The sequence below is a fragment of the Streptomyces sp. NPDC093097 genome, from assembly GCF_044754325.1.
Lineage (GTDB): Bacteria > Actinomycetota > Actinomycetes > Streptomycetales > Streptomycetaceae > Streptomyces.
The window spans coordinates 95292-116332 of record NZ_JBIVOW010000006.1; the positions used below are offsets into that span (position 1 = coordinate 95292).

The 21041-nt window shown below is 75.0% G+C and carries 18 protein-coding genes; 12 read left to right on the forward strand and 6 right to left on the reverse strand.

Annotated elements, in window-relative coordinates; translation table 11 throughout:
* Positions 1-106 precede the first annotated feature (106 nt).
* Both ACIQE0_RS12660 and ACIQE0_RS12665 read left to right on the forward strand, forming a co-directional pair.
* A complete protein-coding gene (locus ACIQE0_RS12660; protein WP_402331162.1) occupies positions 107-1123 on the forward strand; it encodes an ABC transporter ATP-binding protein in 1017 nt (338 codons plus the stop codon).
* Positions 1110-1997, forward strand: a complete 888-nt coding sequence (locus ACIQE0_RS12665; RefSeq protein WP_366340182.1) for an ABC transporter permease — start codon at positions 1110-1112, stop codon at positions 1995-1997. Before ACIQE0_RS12660 ends, ACIQE0_RS12665 begins: the two co-directional genes overlap by 14 nt.
* Here ACIQE0_RS12665 and rarD read toward each other — a convergent pair.
* From rarD to ACIQE0_RS12695, 6 genes are all read right to left on the reverse strand, one after another.
* A complete protein-coding gene (gene rarD, locus ACIQE0_RS12670) occupies positions 1987-3018 on the reverse strand; it encodes an EamA family transporter RarD (RefSeq protein ID WP_366340184.1) in 1032 nt (343 codons plus the stop codon). The genes ACIQE0_RS12665 and rarD overlap by 11 nt on opposite strands.
* A 220-nt stretch (positions 3019-3238) precedes the next feature.
* Entirely contained in the window at positions 3239-4333 is a 1095-nt protein-coding gene (locus ACIQE0_RS12675) for a 2-oxoacid:ferredoxin oxidoreductase subunit beta (RefSeq protein ID WP_366340186.1), read from the reverse strand.
* Entirely contained in the window at positions 4326-6278 is a 1953-nt protein-coding gene (locus tag ACIQE0_RS12680; protein ID WP_366340188.1) for a 2-oxoacid:acceptor oxidoreductase subunit alpha, read from the reverse strand. Before ACIQE0_RS12680 ends, ACIQE0_RS12675 begins: the two co-directional genes overlap by 8 nt.
* Positions 6279-6643: 365 nt before the next feature.
* Complete coding sequence (locus ACIQE0_RS12685; RefSeq protein WP_402331548.1) at positions 6644-7303, reverse strand: response regulator; 660 nt, start codon at positions 7301-7303, stop codon at positions 6644-6646.
* 164 nt (positions 7304-7467) lie between these two features.
* Positions 7468-8796, reverse strand: coding sequence for a sensor domain-containing protein (locus ACIQE0_RS12690; RefSeq protein ID WP_366329785.1), 1329 nt, complete (start codon positions 8794-8796; stop codon positions 7468-7470).
* Between the two features lie 181 nt (positions 8797-8977).
* Positions 8978-10219 (reverse strand): sensor histidine kinase, encoded by a 1242-nt coding sequence (locus ACIQE0_RS12695; RefSeq protein WP_402331166.1) that lies wholly within the window; start codon positions 10217-10219, stop codon positions 8978-8980.
* Between the two features lie 147 nt (positions 10220-10366).
* Here ACIQE0_RS12695 and ACIQE0_RS12700 point away from each other — a divergent pair, with 147 nt between their 5' ends.
* The 10 genes from ACIQE0_RS12700 (at position 10367) to ACIQE0_RS12745 (ending at position 21018) form a co-directional block, all read left to right on the forward strand.
* The gene (locus ACIQE0_RS12700; RefSeq protein WP_402331168.1) at positions 10367-11491 is read left to right on the forward strand and encodes a secretion protein snm4; all 1125 of its coding nucleotides are present in this window, start codon (positions 10367-10369) and stop codon (positions 11489-11491) included.
* A gap of 947 nt (positions 11492-12438) precedes the next feature.
* Positions 12439-13836 carry a hypothetical protein gene (locus tag ACIQE0_RS12705; protein ID WP_402331170.1) on the forward strand — a complete coding sequence of 466 codons (1398 nt, stop codon included), beginning with the start codon at positions 12439-12441 and terminating at the stop codon, positions 13834-13836.
* Positions 13837-14103: 267 nt separating this feature from the next.
* A complete protein-coding gene (locus ACIQE0_RS12710; protein ID WP_366329789.1) occupies positions 14104-14505 on the forward strand; it encodes an NADH-quinone oxidoreductase subunit A in 402 nt (133 codons plus the stop codon).
* Complete coding sequence (locus tag ACIQE0_RS12715; protein ID WP_366329790.1) at positions 14496-15137, forward strand: NADH-quinone oxidoreductase subunit B family protein; 642 nt, start codon at positions 14496-14498, stop codon at positions 15135-15137. Before ACIQE0_RS12710 ends, ACIQE0_RS12715 begins: the two co-directional genes overlap by 10 nt.
* Positions 15134-16411, forward strand: a complete 1278-nt coding sequence (locus tag ACIQE0_RS12720) for an NADH-quinone oxidoreductase subunit C (protein WP_402331173.1) — start codon at positions 15134-15136, stop codon at positions 16409-16411. Before ACIQE0_RS12715 ends, ACIQE0_RS12720 begins: the two co-directional genes overlap by 4 nt.
* Positions 16408-17373, forward strand: coding sequence for an NADH-quinone oxidoreductase subunit H (locus tag ACIQE0_RS12725; RefSeq protein ID WP_384101709.1), 966 nt, complete (start codon positions 16408-16410; stop codon positions 17371-17373). The genes ACIQE0_RS12720 and ACIQE0_RS12725 overlap by 4 nt, the downstream gene beginning before the upstream one ends.
* 108 nt (positions 17374-17481) lie before the next feature.
* A complete protein-coding gene (locus tag ACIQE0_RS12730) occupies positions 17482-18012 on the forward strand; it encodes a 4Fe-4S binding protein (protein ID WP_366330014.1) in 531 nt (176 codons plus the stop codon).
* Positions 18009-18611: an NADH-quinone oxidoreductase subunit J gene (locus ACIQE0_RS12735; protein ID WP_402331175.1), complete on the forward strand. Its 603-nt coding sequence runs from the start codon at positions 18009-18011 to the stop codon at positions 18609-18611. The genes ACIQE0_RS12730 and ACIQE0_RS12735 overlap by 4 nt, the downstream gene beginning before the upstream one ends.
* On the forward strand, positions 18611-18982 hold the full coding sequence (gene nuoK, locus ACIQE0_RS12740; RefSeq protein WP_366329794.1) for an NADH-quinone oxidoreductase subunit NuoK: 372 nt from the start codon (positions 18611-18613) through the stop codon (positions 18980-18982). Before ACIQE0_RS12735 ends, nuoK begins: the two co-directional genes overlap by 1 nt.
* On the forward strand, positions 18979-21018 hold the full coding sequence (locus tag ACIQE0_RS12745) for an NADH-quinone oxidoreductase subunit L (protein WP_402331177.1): 2040 nt from the start codon (positions 18979-18981) through the stop codon (positions 21016-21018). Before nuoK ends, ACIQE0_RS12745 begins: the two co-directional genes overlap by 4 nt.
* Positions 21019-21041 lie beyond the last annotated feature (23 nt).

Genomic DNA, 21041 nt, shown 5'->3' on the forward strand with positions numbered 1-21041 from the left:
GGGCCGCGCCGCACCTCCCACCGGGGGAGCGGCGCGGCCCGTACGCGGTCGGTGTTGCCCGCCGGAGGCCCCACGGGGCCGCCGTACGCGAGGAGTTGGGGGAGACGTGCCGCCACCGGTCACGGACGAGGAGCGCGCGGCGCCGCACGGCGCGGACCGGGTGATCGAGACCCGGGGGCTGACCAAGGCCTACCGCGGCGGCCGGCCCGCGGTGGACGGCCTGGACCTCGCGGTGCCGCGCGGCAGCGTCTTCGGGTTCCTCGGCCCCAACGGCTCCGGCAAGACCACCACCATCCGGATGCTGATGGGGCTGATCGAGCCGACCGCCGGCACCGCCCGGGTGCTCGGCCACGCGATGCCCGGCGCGGTCCGCCAGGTGCTGCCCAGGGTCGGCGCGCTCATCGAGGGCCCCGCGCTCTACGGCTTCCTCAGCGGCCGGGACAACCTCCGGCGGTTCGACGCCGCCGATCCGGCCGCCGATCCGCGCACCCGGAGCGAGCGGGTCGGCCGGGCGCTGGAGCGGGTGGGGCTGGCCGCCGCGGCCGGCAAGAAGGCGCGCACCTACTCCCTCGGCATGAAGCAGCGCCTGGGGCTGGCCGCCGCCCTGCTCCAGCCGCGCGAGCTGCTGGTGCTGGACGAGCCCACCAACGGCCTGGACCCGCAGGGCATGCGGGAGATCCGTGCCCTGGTGCGGGAGCTGGCGGCGGACGGCACCACGGTCTTCCTCTCCTCCCATCTCCTCGACGAGATCGAGCAGGTCTGCACGCACGCCGCGGTGATGGCCCGGGGCCGGCTGGTCACCCAGGGCCCGGTCGCCGGCCTCACCTCCGCCGTCCTCGGCCCGGCCGGCCGCGGCCGGTTGGCGGTGACCACCCCCGATCCCTCCGACGCGGTCCGGGTCCTCGCCGAGCGCGGCCTGACCGGTCTGCGGGCCGAGGGCGACCGGGTCACCGGCGAACTGCCCGCCGCGCCGGCGGACGGCGCACCGCCGCCGGACCCGGCGGAGCTGAACGCCGCACTGGTCCACGCCGGGGTCCGGGTCCGGGCCTTCGGCACCGAACGGGCGTCCCTGGAGGACGTCTTCGTCCAGCTCACCGGGGAGGGCTTCGATGTCACGGGATGAGCACCCGGCGCCGCGGGCCCCGGCGAGCGCACCGCCGCCGGCCCGCCGGGCCCGCTGGGCGCCGGATCTGCTGCGCAGCGAGCTGGCCACCACGTTCCGGCGCTGGCGCACCCTGGTCCTGCTGGCGGTCCTGGCCGCCGTCCCGGTCCTGGTCGGCATCGCCGTGCGGATCCAGGCCGGCCGGTCCGGCGGCGACGGCCGCGGCCCGGCGTTCCTCGCCGGGATCACCGACAACGGCCTCTTCCTGGTCTTCACCGCCCTCGCGGTGACGCTGCCGGTGTTCCTGCCGATGGCCGTCGGCGTGCTCGCGGGCGACGCCATCGCCGGCGAGGCGCACACCGGGACGCTGCGCTACCTCCTCGTCGCCCCCGCCGGCCGCGCCCGGCTGCTGTGCGCCAAGTTCGCCACGGTCATGGTGTTCTGCCTGGCCGGCACCCTCGTCGTGGCGCTCTCCGCGCTGGCCACCGGCGCGCTGCTGTTCCCCCTGGGCCGGGTGACGCTGCTGTCGGGGACGTCCATATCCTTGGGCGAGGGGCTGCTGCGGGCGCTGGCCATCGCGGGCGTCGTGGCGTTCTCCCTGCTCGGGGTGGCGGCCCTGGGCCTGTTCGTCTCCACCCTCACCGACAGCGGCGTCGCCGCCATGGCCACCACGGTCGGCCTGGTGCTCACCGCCCAGATCCTGGACGGCATACCGCAGCTCCAGGCCCTCCAGCCGTACCTCTTCCCGCACTACTGGCTGTCCTTCGCCGACCTGCTCCGTGACCCGGTCTACTGGGACGGGATCTGGCGGGACCTCGGCCTCCAGGCGGTCTACGCGGCGGTGTTCGGCTCGGCGGCCTGGGCGCGGTTCACCAGCCGCGACATCACGGCCTGACGGGGCCCGGCTCGGCCTGCCCGCCGGCCTCGCCGGCGGCCGGGTCGGCCGGGGCGAGCCCGGTCCGCGCCGCCCGCGCGGCCTCGGCCGCGACCGCCTCGCCGGCCCGCGCCCGGGCCTTGGCCAGCGCGGCCCGCCCGCGCCGGGCGTTCCGCAGCGCGTCCCAGGTGAGCACCACCAGCGCCGCCCACACCAGCGCGAAGCCGGCCCAGCGCTCCGCGGGCATCCGCTCGTGGAAGACCGTCAGGCCCAGCAGGAACTGGAAGGTCGGCGCCAGGTACTGGAGCATCCCGATGGTGGTCAGCGGCAGCCGCATCGCCGAGGCGCCGAAGCAGATCAGCGGGATCGCGGTGGCCACGCCGCACCCCACGAGCAGCAGCGCCTGCCCGGTCCCGCCGCTGACGAAGACGGACTGCCCACTGACGCTCAGGTAGATCAGGAAGCCCAGTGCCGGCAGCGCCTGGAGGGTGGTCTCGGCGCTGAAGCCCTCGATGCCGTCGAGCTTGATGCCCTTCTTCATCAGCCCGTACGTCGCGAAGGACAGGGCCAGTCCGAGCGCGATCCAGGGCATCCGCCCGTAGGCGAGGGTCATCACCACGACGGCCACGGCGCCGACGCCCACCGCCGCCCACTGGAGCGGCCGCAGCCGCTCGCGCAGCACCAGCACCCCGAACGCGATGCTCACCAGCGGATTGATGAAGTACCCGAGCGAGGCTTCGAGCACATGCCCGGAGTTGACCGCCCAGATGTAGAGGAACCAGTTGAGCGAGATCACCACGGTGCAGGCCAGGACCAGCGCGAGCCGCTTGGGCTGCCGCATCAGCGGGCGTATCCAGGACCAGCGGCGCAGCGCGGCCAGGATCACCAGGGCCACCGGCAGCGACCACAGCATGCGGTGGGCCAGGATCTCGGACGGCGCCGCGGCGCTCAACAGGTGCCAGTAGAGCGGCAGTAGGCCCCACATGGTGTAGGCCGCGAGGCCGTAGGCAAGGCCGGCGCGCTGGTCGGTTCGGGACGGCAAGGGGCCCTCCAGGTCGTGCGGTCGATCCTGTGCAAGGTAGCGCCGTCCGCCCGTTCTGTCATGTCCGTCGCGCAATACGGTCATGACAGGCCAGGTGATGGGCCCTGCGCAAGGTGCCCGTCGGGCCCGAAAACGCCTCGGCGGGTGCCCGCTGCGCGCACGCGTACGCGCTCGCTGCGGACACCCGCCGAGGGTGTGGCCGGATCCGGCCCGGCCGGGGCTAGCCGACGACCGTCCAGGTGTCGTTGCCGGCCAGCAGGGCCGCCAGGTCGCCCTTGCCCTTCTGCTCGACGGCGTCGTCCAACTGCTCGGACATCAGCGTGTCGTAGACCGGCCGCTCGACGTCCCGCAGCACGCCGATCGGGGTGCGGTGCAGGGTGTCGGGGTCGGCGAGCCGGGAGAGGGCGAACGCCGTGGTGGGGGAGGGGTTGTGGGCGTCGTGAACCAGGACGGCGTCGGCGCCCTCCGCGGTGACGTCGACGACCTTGAGGTCGCCGGTGGCCGGATCGCGGACCACGCCCTTGGAGCCGAGGCCGTCCTCGGCGGGCGCGCCGAAGCGGATCGGCTGCCCGTGCTCCAGCCGGATCACGGCCTCCTGGGCCTTCTCCTTGTCCTTGAGGACCTCGAAGGCGCCGTCGTTGAAGATGTTGCAGTTCTGGTAGATCTCCACCAGGGCCGTGCCGGGGTGGGCGGCGGCCGCGCGCAGCACCGAGGTGAGGTGCTTGCGGTCGGAGTCGACGGTGCGGGCGACGAAGGACGCCTCGGCGCCGAGCGCCAGCGAGACCGGGTTGAACGGCGCGTCCAGCGAGCCCATCGGCGTCGACTTGGTGATCTTGCCGAGCTCGGAGGTGGGGCTGTACTGGCCCTTGGTCAGCCCGTAGATCCGGTTGTTGAACAGCAGGATCTTGAGGTTGACGTTGCGGCGGAGGGCGTGGATGAGGTGGTTGCCGCCGATGGAGAGGGCGTCGCCGTCGCCGGTGACCACCCACACCGACAGGTCGCGGCGCGAGCCGGCGAGGCCGGTGGCGATGGCCGGGGCGCGGCCGTGGATGGAGTGCATCCCGTAGGTGTTCATGTAGTACGGGAAGCGGGAGGAGCAGCCGATGCCGGAGACGAAGACGACGTTCTCCTTCGCCAGGCCGAGCTCGGGCATGAAGCCCTGGACGGCGGCGAGGACGGCGTAGTCACCGCAGCCGGGGCACCAGCGCACTTCCTGGTCCGACTTGAAGTCCTTCATGGACTGCTTCGCCGTGGCCTTGGGCACCAGGGAGAGCGCCTCGATCTGGGAGGGCTTCTCCGAGACCGTCTCAGTCATTGATGGCCTCCTTAAGGACCTCCGCGAGCTGCTCCGCCTTGAACGGCATCCCGCTGACCTGGGTGTGCGAGCGTGCGTCGACGAGGTACCTGGCGCGCAGCAGTGTGGCGAGCTGGCCGAGGTTCATCTCCGGCACGATCACCTTCTCGTAACGCGCGAGGACCTCGCCGAGATTCCGCGGGAAGGGGTTGAGGTGGCGCAGATGCGCCTGGGCGATGCGCTGCCCCGCGCCCCGCACCCGCCGGACCGCCGCGGTGATCGGCCCGTACGTCGAACCCCAGCCCAGGACCAGGGTGTCCGCGCCGCCTCCGGCCTCGTCCGCCGGGTCGTCGACCTCGACGTCGGGGACGTCGATGCCGTCCACCTTGGCCTGGCGGGTGCGGACCATGAAGTCGTGGTTGGCCGGGTCGTAGGAGATGTTGCCGGTGCCGTCCTGCTTCTCGATGCCGCCGATGCGGTGCTCCAGGCCGGGCGTGCCGGGGACGGCCCAGGGGCGGGCGAGGGTCTCCGGGTCGCGCTTGTAGGGCCAGAACACCTCGGTGCCGTCGGCCAGCTCGTGGTTGGCGGCGGTGGCGAACTGCACGCGCAGGTCGGGCAGTTCGTCGACCTCCGGGATCCGCCAGGGCTCCGAGCCGTTGGCCAGGTAGCCGTCGGAGAGCAGGAAGACCGGGGTGCGGTAGGTCAGTGCGATCCGGGCCGCGTCCAGCGCCGCGTCGAAGCAGTCGGCCGGCGTCTTCGGCGCCACGATCGGCACCGGGGCCTCGCCGTTGCGCCCGTACATCGCCTGGAGCAGGTCGGCCTGCTCGGTCTTGGTGGGCAGGCCCGTGGAGGGGCCGCCGCGCTGGATGTCCACGATCAGCAGCGGGAGTTCGAGGCTGACCGCGAGGCCGATGGTCTCCGACTTCAGCGCCACGCCGGGGCCGGAGGTCGTGGTGACCGCCAGCGAGCCGCCGAACGCCGCGCCCAGCGCCGCGCCGATACCGGCGATCTCGTCCTCCGCCTGGAACGTCCGCACGCCGAAGTTCTTGTGCTTGGACAGCTCGTGCAGGATGTCGGAGGCCGGGGTGATCGGGTACGAACCGAGGTACAGCGGCAGATCCGCCTGCCGGCTCGCGGCGACCAGGCCGTAGGACAGCGCGAGGTTGCCGGAGATGTTGCGGTAGGTGCCCGTGGGGAACGCGGCGGTGGCCGGCGCGACCTCGTAGGAGGTGGCGAAGTCCTCGGTGGTCTCGCCGAAGTTCCAGCCCGCCCGGAAGGCGGTGACGTTCGCCTCGGCGATGTTCGGCTTCTTGGCGAACTTCGACCGCAGGAACGTCTCGGTGCCCTCGGTGGGCCGGTGGTACATCCACGACAGCAGGCCCAGCGCGAACATGTTCTTGGAGCGCTCGGCCTCCTTGCGGGAGAGCCCGAACTCCTTGAGCGCCTCGATGGTCAGCGTCGTCAGCGGCACCGGGTGGACGTTGTACGCCGAGAGCGAGCCGTCCTCCAGCGGGTTGGTCTCGTAGCCGACCTTGGCCATCGGGCGCTTGGTGAACTCGTCGGTGTTGACGATGATCTCCGCGCCGCGCGGCACGTCGCCGATGTTGGCCTTCAGCGCGGCCGGGTTCATCGCCACCAGGACGTTCGGCGCGTCACCGGGGGTGAGGATGTCGTGGTCGGCGAAGTGCAGCTGGAAGCTGGAGACGCCGGGCAGCGTGCCGGCCGGGGCCCGGATCTCGGCGGGGAAGTTCGGCAGCGTCGACAGGTCGTTGCCGAACGACGCCGTCTCGGACGTGAACCGGTCACCGGTGAGCTGCATGCCGTCACCGGAGTCGCCGGCGAACCGGATGATCACCCGGTCCAGGCGCCGGACTTCCTTGCCCGGGCCGCCGTCACCGGACGTGCGCTGTTCCCCGACACGCGCTCCGTCGGCCTGTTCGGCTGTGCTACTGACCTGGCTGGTCACTGCTTCGGACCTCCCTCAAGGGGTGCGGCGTCCCCGCCGGACGCAGGGCGTGGGACGGGTCGTACCGACCGGTTGTCCCATAACCATCGTACTTGGGTAAGGGTGCCCTTCCCCGGACCGGTCACATCGTGGACGGTGGGATGAGACACCGTTCTGTCGTGGTTTGTCATCGAATCACTGCGCCCGTCACCCCTGTCTTCATGACGCACTGGCCTCGTCCATTGGTACTAGGTCCTGCCGTCGCACCCCCGTCTGCCGGGCAGGCGACGGGGGCGTGACGACAGGACCCGGGCCCATCGTTCTATGCCCCGGTCAATGCCGCCGGTGAAACGACGGCATCGACCGCGTCCGGCAGTGGGGCGGGCCTAGGAGTTGAGGTAGGTGAGGACCGCGAGCACCCGCCGGTGATCACCGACACTCGGCGCCAGCCCCAGCTTCAGGAAGATGTTGCTGACGTGCTTCTCGACCGCGCCGTCGCTGACCACCAGCTGCCGGGCGACGGCGGAGTTGGTCCGGCCCTCGGCCATCAGCCCCAGCACCTCGCGCTCCCGCGGCGTCAGATGCGCCAGCACGTCCTGCTTGCGGCTGCGGCCCAGCAGCTGGGCGACCACCTCCGGGTCCAGCGCGGTGCCGCCGCCGGCCACCCGGACCACCGCGTCCACGAACTCCCGCACCTCGGCGACCCGGTCCTTGAGCAGATAGCCGATGCCCCGGCTCGACCCGGCCAGCAGCTCGGTGGCGTACTGCTCCTCCACGTACTGCGACAGCACCAGCACCCCGACCTCCGGGTGGTCCCGGCGCAGCCGGAGCGCGGCCCGCACGCCCTCGTCGGTGTGGGACGGCGGCATCCGCACATCGGCCACCACCACGTCCGGCGGGGTGCCCGCGCCGGCCAGCTCGGCGACGGTCCGCACCAGGGCCTCGCCGTCGCCCACGCCCGCCACGACCTCGTGCCCGCGGTCGGTCAGCAACCGCGTCAGCCCCTCCCGCAGCAGCACCGAGTCCTCGGCGATGACCACCCGCACCCTGTCCTCCACGACGACGATCCCCCCACGCTTCCTTCGATCCGGTCTGCCGCCAGCATTCCAGCATGCGGACCGGGACGGGTGGGGGGAGAGGGGTGCAGGTACATGCGGGTGGGGCCGGACCCCCGTCCCGGCCCCACCCGCACGCGCCTGCCGGCCGCCGGTCAGCCGCGCCAGGGCAGCTCGGCGGTGACGACGGTCGGGCCGCCGGCCGGGGAGTCCACCACGAGCAGCCCGTCGACGGAGTCCAGCCGCGCGGCGAGCCCGGCCAGTCCGCCGCCGGCCTCGGTGCTCGCGCCGCCCCGGCCGTCGTCCGACACCATCAGCATCAGCTGCCCCGCGGAGTGCCAGACGTCCACCGACGCATGGTCCGCCCCGCTGTGCTCGGCGACGTTCCGGAGCAGTTCGGAGACGGTGAAGTAGGCGAGGCCCTCGATGGCCGCGGCCGGGCGGCCGTCCAGGTCCACCTGGACCGTGACCGGCACCGGGCAGCGCCCGGTCAGCGCGGACAGCGCCGGGCCCAGTCCGCGGTCGGTGAGGATCGCCGGGTGGATGCCGCGGGCCAGATCGCGCAGCTCCTGGAGCGCGATCTTCACCTCGCCGTGCGCCTCGTCCACCATCCGCGCCGCGGCGCGCGGGTCCTTCGCAAGCGTCTCCTTCGCCAGGCCCAGCTCCGTCGCCAGCGCCGTCAGCCGGGCCTGCGCCCCGTCGCGCAGGTCCCGCTCGATGCGCCGCAGGTCGGCGGCGGCGGTGTCGGCCACCACCTCGCGGTCCGACTCCAGCTCGATGACCCGGGTGCCCAGCGGCGACGGCCCCAGCAGCCCCTGCACCAGCACCCGGTCCACCTGCGTCAGCCCGCGGATCACCCACGGCCCGGCCAGCACCATCAGCAGCCCGACCACCCCGGTCACCCCGACCGCCACCGTCGGGCTCACGTACAGGACGGTGCTGCCGGAGCCGTCCAGCCACAGGGTCGGCAGCCCGATGTACGGGCGGGCCGTCCAGTACCAGAGCGGGAAGCTCAGCAGCGCCCAGCCCACCGTCCAGAACGTCACCGAGAAGACGAACGCGCACAGCGCCCACGGGAAGTGCAGGAACGCGTAGAGCAGGTGGCGCCAGGACGCCCCGCTCTTGAGCACCGCCCCCACCCACGCCATCACGCCCGGCTTCGCGGGGCGCAGCGGCTCCGGGGCGGCCACGTCCAGGCCCAGCAGCGCCCGCGCCCGGGCCCGCTCCAGGGCGCCCAGCGCCCGGCCGCCGGCCAGCCCGCCCGCCAGCACCGGGATGCCCAGGAACGTGATCAGCAGCCCGGCGCTCAGCGCGACCACCGCGACCGCGTAGGTGAACGTCAGGCAGGCCAGCGGGAGGCTCAGGCAGAGATGGAGGAACTCCCGCCAGGTGCGCCCGGAGAAGGGCGCGCTCAGGCCCACCGGCACCCGGCGGCGGTGCGGCCGCGGTGCGGGGGCGGAGTGCGCCGAGTACGCGGTGTCCATGTCTGGTCTCGTCCGTTCTGCCGTGGCGTCCGGTGCCGGTCCGGCGCGCGATCCGGTGGGGTCGCCGGCCCGTTGCCGGCACTGTCCAGGGTCGGCGACCGCCGCCTCCTGGGCCATGTGGCTGCTCGCAGTCTTCCGCCGGGGGTTTTCCCCACCCCGGCAGCGGGGTCGGCCCGTGCGCTCAGCGCCCGCCGGCGCCGCGCCGTCCCGCGCGCCCGTCCCGGCGCCCCGCGGCGGCGTCCGGCCGCGCTCGCCAGGGCACCTCCGCGGTCACCCGGGTCGGCCCGCCCACCGGCGAGTCCAGTACGAACAGCCCGTCCACGGCGCCCAGTCGGTCCGCCAGCCCGGCCATGCCGCTGCCGCCGTCGAGCCGCGCCCCGCCCTTCCCGTCGTCGTGCACCTGGAGCAGCAGCAGGTCCCGGGACCGCCACACCTCCACCGAAGCCCGCCGGGCCCCGCTGTGCTTGGAGACGTTCTGGAGCAGTTCGGAGACGGTGAAGTAGACGATCCCCTCGATCGCCGGGGCGGGCCGCTCGGCCAGGTCCACGGAGGTGGTGACCGGCACCGTGCAGCGGCCCGCCAACGACGCCAGCGCGGGCCCCAGTCCGCGGTCGGTGAGGATCGCCGGGTGGATGCCGCGGGCGAGGTCGCGCAGCTCCTGGAGCGCCAACTTCACCTCGCCGTGCGCCTCGTCGACCATCGCCGCCACGCTCTCGTCGGCCTGGCCCTCCAGCAGCTTCTCCTTCGCCAGGCCGAGGCCCATGGCGAGCGCCACCAGCCGGGCCTGCGCCCCGTCGTGCAGATCCCGTTCGATCCGCCGCAGATCGGCCGCCGCGGTGTCGGTGACCGCCATCCGGTCCGACTCCAGCTCGGCGATCCGCCGCTCCAACTCGTCGGACGGCGACAGCAGTCCGCGCACCATCGCCCGGTCCGCGTTGGACAGCCAGCGCGCCAGCCACGGCAGCACCGGCCAGGCCACGAACAGCGAGGCGAGCACGACGGTGAAGGTGAAGACGCCCCACGGCAGCCGGATGACGGCGAACAGCGCGTGCCGCCAGGCCACCGGGTCGGTCAGCCGCGACCACAGCCACCCGAAGAAGCCGCGGTCCCGGGGGCGCGGGGGGCTCGGTTCGGCCACCGCCACCCCGAGCCAGGCCCGCGCCCTGGCCCGTTCCAGCTTCCCGTAGAACCGGCCGGCCGTCAGGCCCGCGGCCAGCAGCGGCAGTCCGACGACGGTGAGGGAGAGCCCCAGCCCCAGCGTCAGCCACACCACCAGCACCACGAACGCGGTGACGCCCAGCGGGAGGTTGGCCAGCAGGTATCCGATCTCCCGCCAGGTCCGGCCGTCCAGAGGTGCCCGCGGTGGCGGGAGCGCGGCCCCCTCGGCGTCGTCGGCGGCAGTGAGCTGGGAACTTTCGGTCATGCGCCCAGCTTGCCGGGGTCCGCGCCCGAGGGCCATGGGGTTCGTCGGGTGGTGCGCGGGGGGTTTGCCCCACCTGCCGTGCGCGGGGCCCGGATTGGCGCGGGACACTGTGGACAGTGCGCGTCGCCGGGACCGTATGGTGTTGCGGTGCAGAACGGCCGCGTGGACATGACGAGTGCGACGACGGGCGCGGCCGCGGGCCCGGGACGGCGCGGCGGGGGCGAGGGGCCCACGGCGGCGGAGGCCGCCGGCCCGGACCGCCCCACGGCCACCGGCGGCCGGCGCTGGGACGACCGCGGCCGGACCTGGACCGCGACGCTCGCCAGCGTACTGCTCACCGCCGTCGCCGGGGTCTGCGCGACCACCTGGTACGGCGCCGGCGCGGCCCGCTGGCTGGGCGTCGCGGCCGTCCTGGCCGCCGCCGGCGGGACGGCGCTCACCGCCGCGCCCGCACGGCGCGCCGCCGGCACCGCCGCGCTGCTCGCCGCCGGCACCCTCGGCCTCCTCGCCGCCTGGCAGGCCGCCCCCGGCGCCGCCCGGCTCGCCGCCACCGGACTCACCGCCGCGGCCGCCCTGGCCCTGCTCGGCCTGCGGACCCCGCTGGGGCGCGGCGGGCTCAGCGGCGCGGCCGCGCTCGCGCTCGCGGTCGGCGGCTGGGAGGCGCTGCTGGCCCTGACCGACCCGGTCCGCACCGGAGTGGTGCTCGGCTTCCTCTCCGTCCTCGCCCTCGGGGCGCTGCCCTGGCTGGCCCTGCGCGCGGCCGGGCTGACCGGGCTGGACGACCGGCACACCGGCGGCACCCCGGTCAGCCGCCACGAGGTGGCCGCCGCGCTGGCCGCCACCCACCACCCGCTGGCCCCGGCCACGGTGGCGACGGCGGCCTCGGCCGGCGCGGCCGGCGTCCTCGCGGCCGGCGAGCCCGGGCCCTGGACGGTGCTCACCGCCGCGCTGCTCGCCGTCGTGCTGTTCTCCCGGGCCCGCGCCTACCCGCTGGCCGTGGAGGTGGTCGCCCTGCTCGCCGCCGGAACGGCCGTGTGCGTACGGCTCGTTGTGCTCTGCGCGACGGACGGTGGCGCCCCGGCGCTCGCGCTGACCGCGCTGGGACTGCTGGCGGCCGTGCCGCTGCCGGCGCTCGCCGGCCGGCTGCCCGACCCGCTGCGGAACCGGCTGCGGCGCTGGCTGGACCTGGTGGAGTCGGTGAGCATGGTGGCGCTGATCCCGGTGGGCCTGGGCGCTTTCGGGGTCTACGGGGCGCTGCTGGGCGGTTCGTGACGCGCGGGACGGCCGGAAACGGAGGGAGGCCCGATGCCCGTGGAGACGACGGGGGTTCCGGTGCGGAATTCCTGTGAAGACCCGGTGGCACGGGAACGTTCCGGCCGGCCGGGGGAGTTCGGAAGGCGAGAACCCGGAAGGCGAGAACGGTGAGTGCGGCGAGTACGGAAGGCATGGGGGGTGCGGCGGTGGACGTGCCGAACGGCGACGGCGGCGCGGCGGGTGCCGTCGGCCGTGCCGACGCTTCCGGTGAGGCGGCCGGTGCTGCGGCCGGTGCTGCCGGTGGTGCTGGTGGTGCTGTTTACGTGACGGGTGGGGCTGTGCCGTCCGGTGCGGGGAGTGCGGGTGGTGCGGCGGTGAACGGCGGTGCGCCGGGTGCGTTGCCCGCCGCGGTGCCGATGCCGCCGGCCGCCTCGCCGGCCGTCCCGGCGGCGGCCCCGGCCCCGGTCCCGGCCCGCCCGGTGCCCGCGGCGGCCGGACGGTCCCCGTTCGACCCTTCGCCGGTACCCAATCCCGGGCCCCAGCCCGTGCCCCAGCCCGTGCCCCACCCCGGGCCCCAGCCCGTGCCCGACCCCGGGCCCCACTCCGGGCCCGGCAATGTCCCCAACTCCCGGCCCGGCACCGTGTCTTACCCCGGGCCGCACCCCGTGGCCGGCTCCGCGCCCCCTCCGTTGTCCCCGCCCGCGGCGGCCGCGGCTCCGGTGGGCCCGCCGGCTCCGCCCGCCCCTCTGGGGGCGACGACCGCCGCCCCCATGCCGCCGGCCGCGCCTGGCCCTGGCCCCGCTGCCGCGCCTGGCCCTGGCCCCGCTGCCGCGCCTGGCCCTGGCCCCGCTGCCGCGCCTGGCCCGGGTCCCGCTGCCGCGCCCGCTCCGGGCCCCGCTGTCGCGCCCGCTCCGGGCTCCGCAGCCGCGCCCCCGTCCGCCGTTCCGCCCGCGCCTGCCTCTGCCATGAGGCCGGGGCCGTCCGCCGTGCTGCCGGGCCCGGCTGCGGGTTCCGGCGCCGGCCCCTCCGCCGGCCGGCCCCTCGCGCCGGCCCCCGGCCCCTCCGCCGGCCCGGCGCCGTCGGCCCCCGCCCCCGGTGCCTACGGGCGCCCCGGGCTGCCCGCGCGGACGCCCGTCTCCGTACCGCTGCTGCCGCCCGAGCTGGCCGACGGGCAGCCCCGGCCGCGTCGCGGCGATCCGCTGCCCCGGCGCGCCGGCCGGGCCCTGCGCCGGGTGTTCGCGTCCTCGCCGGCCGCCGAGACGGCCGCCCTCACCCAGGCCGCGTCCGCCATCCAGCAGCCGGTCTCCAGCGGGCGGCAGATCGCGGTGTCCAGCATCCGCGGCGGTGCGGGCAAGTCCACCGTCGCCGCCCTGCTGGCGCTCACCTTCGCGCACTACCGCCCCGATCCGGTCCTCGCCGTCGAGGCCGATCCGGCGCTGGGCACCCTCCCGCACCGGCTCGGCGCCCGCGAGGTCCGCTGGTCGGGCTCCGACCTCGCGCAGATCCTCGACCCGTCGATGCTGATCACGGACCTGACGGGCTATCTCCTGCCGTTCGCCGGCGGCGGCTGGCTGCTGCCCGGCAGCCAGGGCGCCATCGGCACCCGGCTGGACCTCGATGCCTACCGCGTGGTGATGACCTCGCTGCGCCGCCACTTCGCCACCACGGTCGTGGACTGCGAGACGCTGCCCGCCGAGGTCGCGCGCACCGCGCTGGTGACGACCCAGGCCCGGGTCCTGGTCACCCCCGCGACGCCGGAGGGCGTGGCCGCCACCCGCTCCGTACTGGACTGGATCGGGGGCCTGCACCCCGGACTGCTGCCGACCGCGGTCGTGGTGCTCACCCACTCCTCGCCGGACAGCGGCGTCGACGTCCGCAAGGCCGCCGCGCATCTGGGAGCCGGCGGCGCGGCGGTGCTGCCGCTGCCCTACGACCGCCACCTGGCGGCGGGCGGCGCCATCCGCACCGAGCTGCTGGCGGCCCGCACGCACGAGGCGGCGGCCCGGATCGCGGCCGAGGTCATGGACCGCGCGGTCTCCCGGGACCCGGCCCGTCGTCGGCAGCAGCGGCCGGCGCTCCCGCAGCCGCCCGCCCCGGGGGCGCCCGGTACGGAGCGCGCTCCGGCCCCGGCTCCGGCCCCGGCCCCGGCTCCGGCCCCGGCCCCGGCTCCGGCCCCGGCCCCGGCCCAGCCGCCCGGACCGCAGGCCCAGGCTCCTCGGCCGTACCCGGCACCGGCCCCGCAGGGCCACCCCCACGCCCCGCTCCAGCAGTCCCCGCTCCAGCCCCCGCTGCCCCCGCAGTCCCACGTGTCACCACCGCCCACCGACCCCCGGGCCCCGTACGGCGGCGGCACCCCGCGCTGACCCCTGGCCGCCCCGGGCCGGGGCCGGGCCGCCCCGCCCCGATCCCGCTGGTCGGACGGCTGCCGTCCGCTCCATGAGACGCCCCGTGAGACGACCGGAGCGGCCGTCTACGCTGCCGGCCACCCGGGTACGGCGGCGCGGGACCGGCCCGGCCCCCTCCGCGACGATGCGGCTTCGGGATGCCGCCGGAGCAGGGCCTAGACTCCCGTCCGTACAGATCGTGTAAAAGTCGTTTCAAGAAGCGCAGTCAGGGAGCGAGGGGCGGACGTGCCGGACGCGACCGTACGCACCACCGTCGCCGCGGACTATTTCCAGGGCTACTCGGCCGTCGGAATCATCGCCGTGGTCGGCGTGCTGTTCGTCGCCGTGGCCTTCGGGGCCGGGCGGCTGCTGCGGCCCGTCGTCCCCACACCGGAGAAACTGCTGACGTACGAGTGCGGCGTCGACCCCGTCGGCGAGGGCTGGGCGCACACCCAGGTCCGCTACTACGTCTACGCCTTCCTCTACGTCGTCTTCGCCGTCGACTCGATCTTCCTCTTCCCCTGGGCGACGGTCTTCGCCGCTCCCGGGTTCGGCGGTGCGACGCTGGTGGAGATGTTCATCTTCCTCGGCTTCCTCGCCGTCGGCCTGCTCTACGCGTACAAGAAGGGCGTCCTGGAATGGACGTGACCCCCGCCTCCGCCGGTTCCGACAAGGCCCCCGGGAGCGCCGCCCCCGCGTTCCTGCCGGAGCCCCGGCGCCTGGGCGCACTGGCCCGGCTCGCACCCGAACCCATGAAGGTGGTCCTGAACTGGGGCCGCCGCTACAGCCTGTGGGTCTTCAACTTCGGCCTGGCCTGCTGCGCCATCGAGTTCATCGCGGCGTCCATGGCCCGGCACGACTTCATCCGGCTCGGCGTGATCCCGTTCGCGCCCGGCCCCCGCCAGGCCGACCTGATGGTCGTCTCCGGCACCGTCACCGACAAGATGGCGCCCGCGGTCAAGCGGCTCTACGAGCAGATGCCCGAGCCCAAGTACGTCATCTCCTTCGGGGCCTGCTCCAACTGCGGCGGCCCCTACTGGGACTCGTACTCCGTCACCAAGGGCGTCGACCAGATCATCCCCGTCGACGTGTACGTCCCCGGCTGCCCGCCGCGCCCGGAGGCGCTGCTCCAGGGCATCCTCAAGCTCCAGGAGAAGATCGCCCGCGAGTCGCTCGGCGAGCGCTACGGGCACACCGCCCGGCCGTCCGCCGCCGCCCTCCGCAGCGGCCTGGTGACCCCGCCGGCCGCCCCGGGGACCGCGGGGGAGGAGTCCCGATGACACAGCCTCCCGAGCAGCCGGAGCCGCAGGCCGAGGAGCGGAGCGCCGCGGCGGCCGCCGCCGAACCGGTCGTCGGCTGGCTGCCCTGCCCGGCCGGCGTGCTCTTCGGCGCCGGCGCCACCGCGGAGCTGGCCTACGACCTGCTGACCGTCGACGTCCCGGCCGCCGCCTGGATCACCGCGCTGACCGCCGCCCGCGACGACCTGGGCTGCACCTACTTCGACTGGCTGAGCGCCGTGGACGAGCCCGGCACCGGCTTCCGGATCTGCGCCCACCTCGCCGATGTGACGCACCCCGGCACCGTCCGCCGGCTGGTGCTGCGGACCACCGTGCCGCACGACGCGCCCGCGCTGCCCACCGCCGTGGGCGTCTTCGCGGGCGCCGGCTGGCACGAGCGGGAGACCCACGAGATGTTCGGCGTGGACTTCACCGGCCATCCGCACCTGGTGCCGCTGCTGCTGCCGGAGTCCTTCGAGGGCCATCCGCTGCGCAAGGACTTCGTCCTGGCGGCGCGGGTCGCCAAGGCGTGGCCCGGCGCCAAGGAGCCGGGGGAGTCCGAGCACGGCGGGCCCAAGCGGCGGCAGATGCTGCCGCCGGGCGTCCCCGATCCCAACGAGTGGGGCCCGCTCAAGGGCCAGTTGCCGCCCGCCCCGGCGCGGCCGGCCCGCGGTGCGCGGGCGGCGGGCGCCGCCGCGGGCGAGCGCCCGGCCCGGCGCACCCGTAGCGCGAGCGCGGGCTCCGCGAGCCAGCAGGCGGCGGGCACCGGCGCGGAGGCCGCGGACGCTGCGGCCGGCGCCCCGGCCGAACGCCCGGCCCGGCCGCCCCGCCGCAACCGCTCGGTGAGCCAGGGCTCGGCCAGCCAGCAGGCGGCGGCCGAGACCGCTCCCGCGGAGACCGCCCCCAAGGGCGCTACTCCCCAGGAGACCGCTCCCCAGGAGCCCGAGCCCAAGGGCACCGCTCCCACGGAGACCGCCCCCAAGGACACGCCCCCCAAGGACACGCCGCCCGAGGGCGGCGCCCCCGCGGGCCCGCCGGCCGCCGAGCGCCCCGCCGCACCCCCGCGCTCCTCCGACGCGCCCTGGCACCACGCCCGCCCGGCGTTCGACGCAGAGCGGGCGAAGCCGGAGCCCGGGCCCGGACCGGCCGCCGCGCCGGCCGACGAGGCCCCGTCCGCGCCGGAGCGAGGGCCCCGCCCCAAACCGGAGTCGACACCGGAGGCGGCACCGGAGCCCACCCCCCAGCAGCCCGACGAGGAAGGAGGCGACACCCCATGAGCGACACCCTCGCCCTGGTGCTGCGCCTGCTCGCCGTCTTCGTCGTCTTCCTGGTCTTCCCGCTGGTCATCGGCCAGACCGAGCACAAGGTCATGGCCCATATGCAGGGCCGCCTCGGCCCCATGTACGCGGGCGGCTTCCACGGCTGGGCGCAACTGGTCGCCGACGGCGTCAAGTTCGCGCAGAAGGAGGACGTCGTCCCGGCCGGCGCCGACCGGCGGATCTTCCAACTCGCCCCCGCCGTCGCCCTGTTGCCGTACCTGCTGGTCATGGTGGCCATCCCGGTGGGGCCGGGCAACGCCGTCGGGCAGGCCCTCGACGCGGGCGTCTTCTTCGTGCTCGCCGTGATGGGCGTCGGCGTGCTCGGCTCCCTGATGGCGGGCTGGGCCTCGGCCAACAAGTTCTCCCTGCTCGGCGGTCTGCGGACGGCCGCGCAGCTGCTCGCCTACGAACTGCCGATGCTGCTGGCCGCCGCGTCCGTCGCGATGGCCGCCGGCACCCTCTCGCTGCCCGGCATCCTCGACGCCTTCCACTGGTGGTGGGTGCCGTGGCAGCTCATCGGCGGCGTGGTGTTCTTCACCGCCGGGCTCGCCGAGCTCCAGCGGCCCCCGTTCGACATGCCGATCGCCGACTCGGAGATCATCTTCGGCGCGTACACCGAGTACACCGGACTGCGCTTCGCGCTCTTCCTGCTCGCCGAGTACGCCGGCATCGTCGTGCTCAGCGCCCTGACCACGGTCCTCTTCCTGGGCGGCTGGCACGGCCCGTTCGGCGCCGACGGCCTGGGCTGGCTGTGGACGCTGGTGAAGACCGTGGCCTTGAGCTTCGTCGTCATCTGGCTGCGGGTCACCTATCCGCGGCTGCGCGAGGACCAGCTGCAAAAGCTCGCCTGGACGGTCCTGATCCCGCTCGCGCTCGTCCAGATCGCCCTCACCGGCGTCGTCAAGGTGGTGATCTCCTAAATGTCCCTCCCCTCGCCCGACCACCGCCCCTCGAGGACGCCCTCCGAGCGCCCCCGCTCGTTCCCCGGTTCCGGCCTCGCCAAGGGCCTGGCCGTCACCCTCCGCACGATGACGCGGAAGTCCGTCACCGCGCAGTACCCGGACGTCCAGCCCGACCTCGCGCCGCGCACCCGCGGCGTCATCGGGCTGTTCGAGGAGAACTGCACGGTCTGCATGCTGTGCGCCCGCGAGTGCCCGGACTGGTGCATCTACATCGACTCCCACAAGGAGACGGTGCCGCCCGCCGCCCCCGGGGGCCGCGAGCGCAGCCGCAACGTCCTGGACCGCTTCGCGATCGACTTCGCGCTGTGCATGTACTGCGGGATCTGTATCGAGGTCTGTCCCTTCGACGCGCTGTTCTGGTCGCCGGAGTTCGAGTACGCCGAGACCGACATCCGCGAGCTGACCCACGAGCGCGACAAGCTGCGCGAGTGGATGTGGACGGTGCCCGAGCCGCCCGCGCTGGACCCGGCGGCCGAGGAACCCAAGGAGATCGCCGCCGCCCGCAAGGCCGCGGACAAGCTCGCCGCCCAACAGGCCGCGGCCGCGCAGGAACCGCAGTCCGCCGACAGCGACGCCCCCGAGGAGGAGGGAACGTGACGCTCGCCGCCGCAAGCCACGGCTTCCTCTCGCCCACCGGCGTCGAGATCGCCTTCGTCCTCGTCGGCATCGCCGCCCTCGGCGCGGCGCTGATGACCGTCACCTCCCGGCAGTTGGTGCACGCCGCGCTGTGGCTGGTGGTCGCCCTCGGCGGGATCGCCGTGGAGTACCTCCTGCTCACCGCCGAGTTCCTGGCCTGGGTGCAGGTGCTCATCTACGTCGGGTCCGTGGTCGTGCTGCTGCTCTTCGGGCTGATGCTCACCAAGGCGCCCATCGGGCCGTCACCGGACGCCGATTCCGGCAACCGCTGGGCCGCGCTCACGGTGGCCGGCGCCTCCGCCGCGGCCCTGGTCTGGGTCGTCGTCGACGCCTTCCGCACCACCTGGATCGATCTGGACGGGGCCGCCCAGGGCTCCGCCGAGGCGTCCGGGCACAGCCTGTTCCGCTACTGGGTGCTGCCCTTCGAGGCGCTCTCCGTCCTGCTGCTCGCCGCGCTCGTCGGGGCGATCGTGCTGTCCCGCCGGGGCGGCGCCGCCGAGGGCGCGGCCGAGGGCGCGGCCGACGGCGCGGTGCCCGCCGCGGGGGAGGGGCGCCGCTGATGCATCTCGCGTACCCGGCGGTCCTCGCCGTCCTCCTCTTCTGCGCCGGCCTGTACGGCGTGCTCGCGCGCCGCAACGCCATCCTGGTGCTGATGTCCGTCGAGCTGATGCTCAACGCCGTCAACCTCAACCTCGTCGCCTTCGACGTCTGGCTGCGCGACACCCTGCACGCCGGCCAGGCGCTCACCCTCTTCACCATCGCCGTCGCCGCCGCCGAGATCGGCATCGGTCTGGCGATCGTGCTGCTCGTCTACCGCAACCGCGGCAGCTCCGACATCGACCGGCTCCGGGACCTCGCCGAGCGGCCGGCCGGACCGGACGCCGCGGACGGCGAGCAGCAGCCGGACACCAAGGCGGAGGCCACCGCGTGACGCTCACGACCACCGCCGTACTCGTCCCCCTCCTGCCCTTCCTCGGGGCCGTCGCCGGCCTGTTCCTGGGGCGGCGCTCGCCCGGCTTCGTCCGCCCGCTGGCGGTGCTGCCGACGCTCGCCGCGGCCGTCCTCGCGGTGGCCGTCGCCGTCGGCCAGGGCGGCGGCCCGGCCACCGACGTGGCCACCCGGCTCACCCCGACCGGCTCGCTCCCCATCGACCTGGCGCTGCACATCGACGGCTTCGCCGCCCTGATCGGCGTGCTCGTCGGGGTCGTGGCGACCTGCGTGCAGATCTACTCCACGGCGTATCTGCGCGACGACCCGCGCTACCCCTCCTACGCCGCGCTGGTCTCGCTCTTCACCTCCGCGATGCTGCTGGTCGTCTACACCGGCGACCTAATGGTGCTGCTGGTCGGCTGGGAGGTCATGGGCATCTGCTCGTACTTCCTCGTCGGCCACTACTGGGAGACCGAGGCCGCCCGCGCCGCCTCCCTCAAGGCGTTCCTCGTCACCAAGCTCGGCGACGTCCCCTTCCTCTTCGGGATCTTCGCGCTGGCCGCCGACACCGGGACCTTCCGGATCACCGGCATCCTCGGCCACGTCGCCCGCGAGGGCCTGCACCACCCGACGCTGATCGCGCTGCTGCTGCTGGCCGGCGTCGCGGGCAAGTCGGCGCAGTTCCCGCTGCACACCTGGCTGCCGGACGCGATGGCCGGCCCGACGCCGGTCTCCGCGCTCATCCACGCCGCGACGATGGTCGCCGCCGGTGTCTACGTCGTCGCCCGCCTCCTCCCGGTCTTCGCCGCCTCCGCGGCAGCGCTGGTCGTGCTCGCCGTGCTGGCCGCGGTGACCATGGTCGGCTCCGCCCTGGCCGCGCTCGCCCAGGACGACATCAAGCGCGTGCTGGCCTACTCGACCGTCGGCCAACTCGGCTACATGACCGGTGCGCTGGCCGTCGGCGACCGCGGCGCCGCCGTCTTCCACCTGCTGTCGCACGGTGCGTTCAAGGCGCTCCTCTTCCTCGGCGCCGGCGTGGTCATCCACGCCGCGGGCACCAACTCGCTCTCCGAGATGTCCCGGATGGGCGGCCTGGCCCGCCGCATCCCGGACACCGCCTGGACGCTGGGCGTCGCCCTGCTCGCGCTCGCCGCGATCCCGCCGTTCGCCGGCTTCTTCTCCAAGGAGGCCGTGCTGGGCGCCGCCGAGCACGCCGCCACCGGCCACGCCGCCGGCATCCCCGGCGCCGCCGGCTGGACCGTGCTGCTCTCCGGTCTGCTCACCGCCCTCCTCACCGCCGCCTACGCCACCCGGCTGTGGCTGCTGACCTTCCACGGCACCGGGCCCGAGGTCCCCGACCACGGGCGTCAGCCGCGCGCCATGACCGCCGTCCTGTGGGTGCTCTTCGTCCCCACCGTCGGCTTCGGACTGGCCGCCCCCCTCCTGCCCGCCTGGTTCGACGGGCACTCGCTCGCCCCGACCGCCACCACCGCGGTCCTCGGCACCGGTGTCGCCCTCGTCGGCGGCCTGGTGACGTACGCCGCCTGGCGCCACACCCACCCGTCGCCCGGCCGCCGCCCCTCCTCCGCGGCGCCCCCTTCGTCTGCCCTGACCGCCCGCACCCCCGTGGGCACGGCCGCCGCCGAGGACGCCGCCCCCGGGCTCGCCGAGGAACTGGCGATCGTCAGCCACCCCCCGGCCGACGGCGAACCCGCCGGCGCCGCGGACCCGGCCGACCCCGGCCGGCTCCTGCTCGGCCCGCTGCACCGCCACGCGGCCGCCGGCTTCCACCTCGACGCGGTCTACGCCGCCCTCTTCGTCCGGCCCGTCCAGGCGGCCGCGACCCTGGTCCGCTTCCTGGACCACGCGGTCGTCGACACCTACGTCAGCGGCGCCGGCACCGCCCCCCGCTGGCTGGGCGCCGCCGTCCGCCGCGCCCAGACCGGGAACGTGCAGACCTACCTCGGGGCGCTGCTGGCCGGCGCCCTCGTCCTGGGCATCGCCGCCGCCCTCGTCGCCACGGGCACGGGAGCCTGACCGTGCCGCCATCCCCCGGGGGC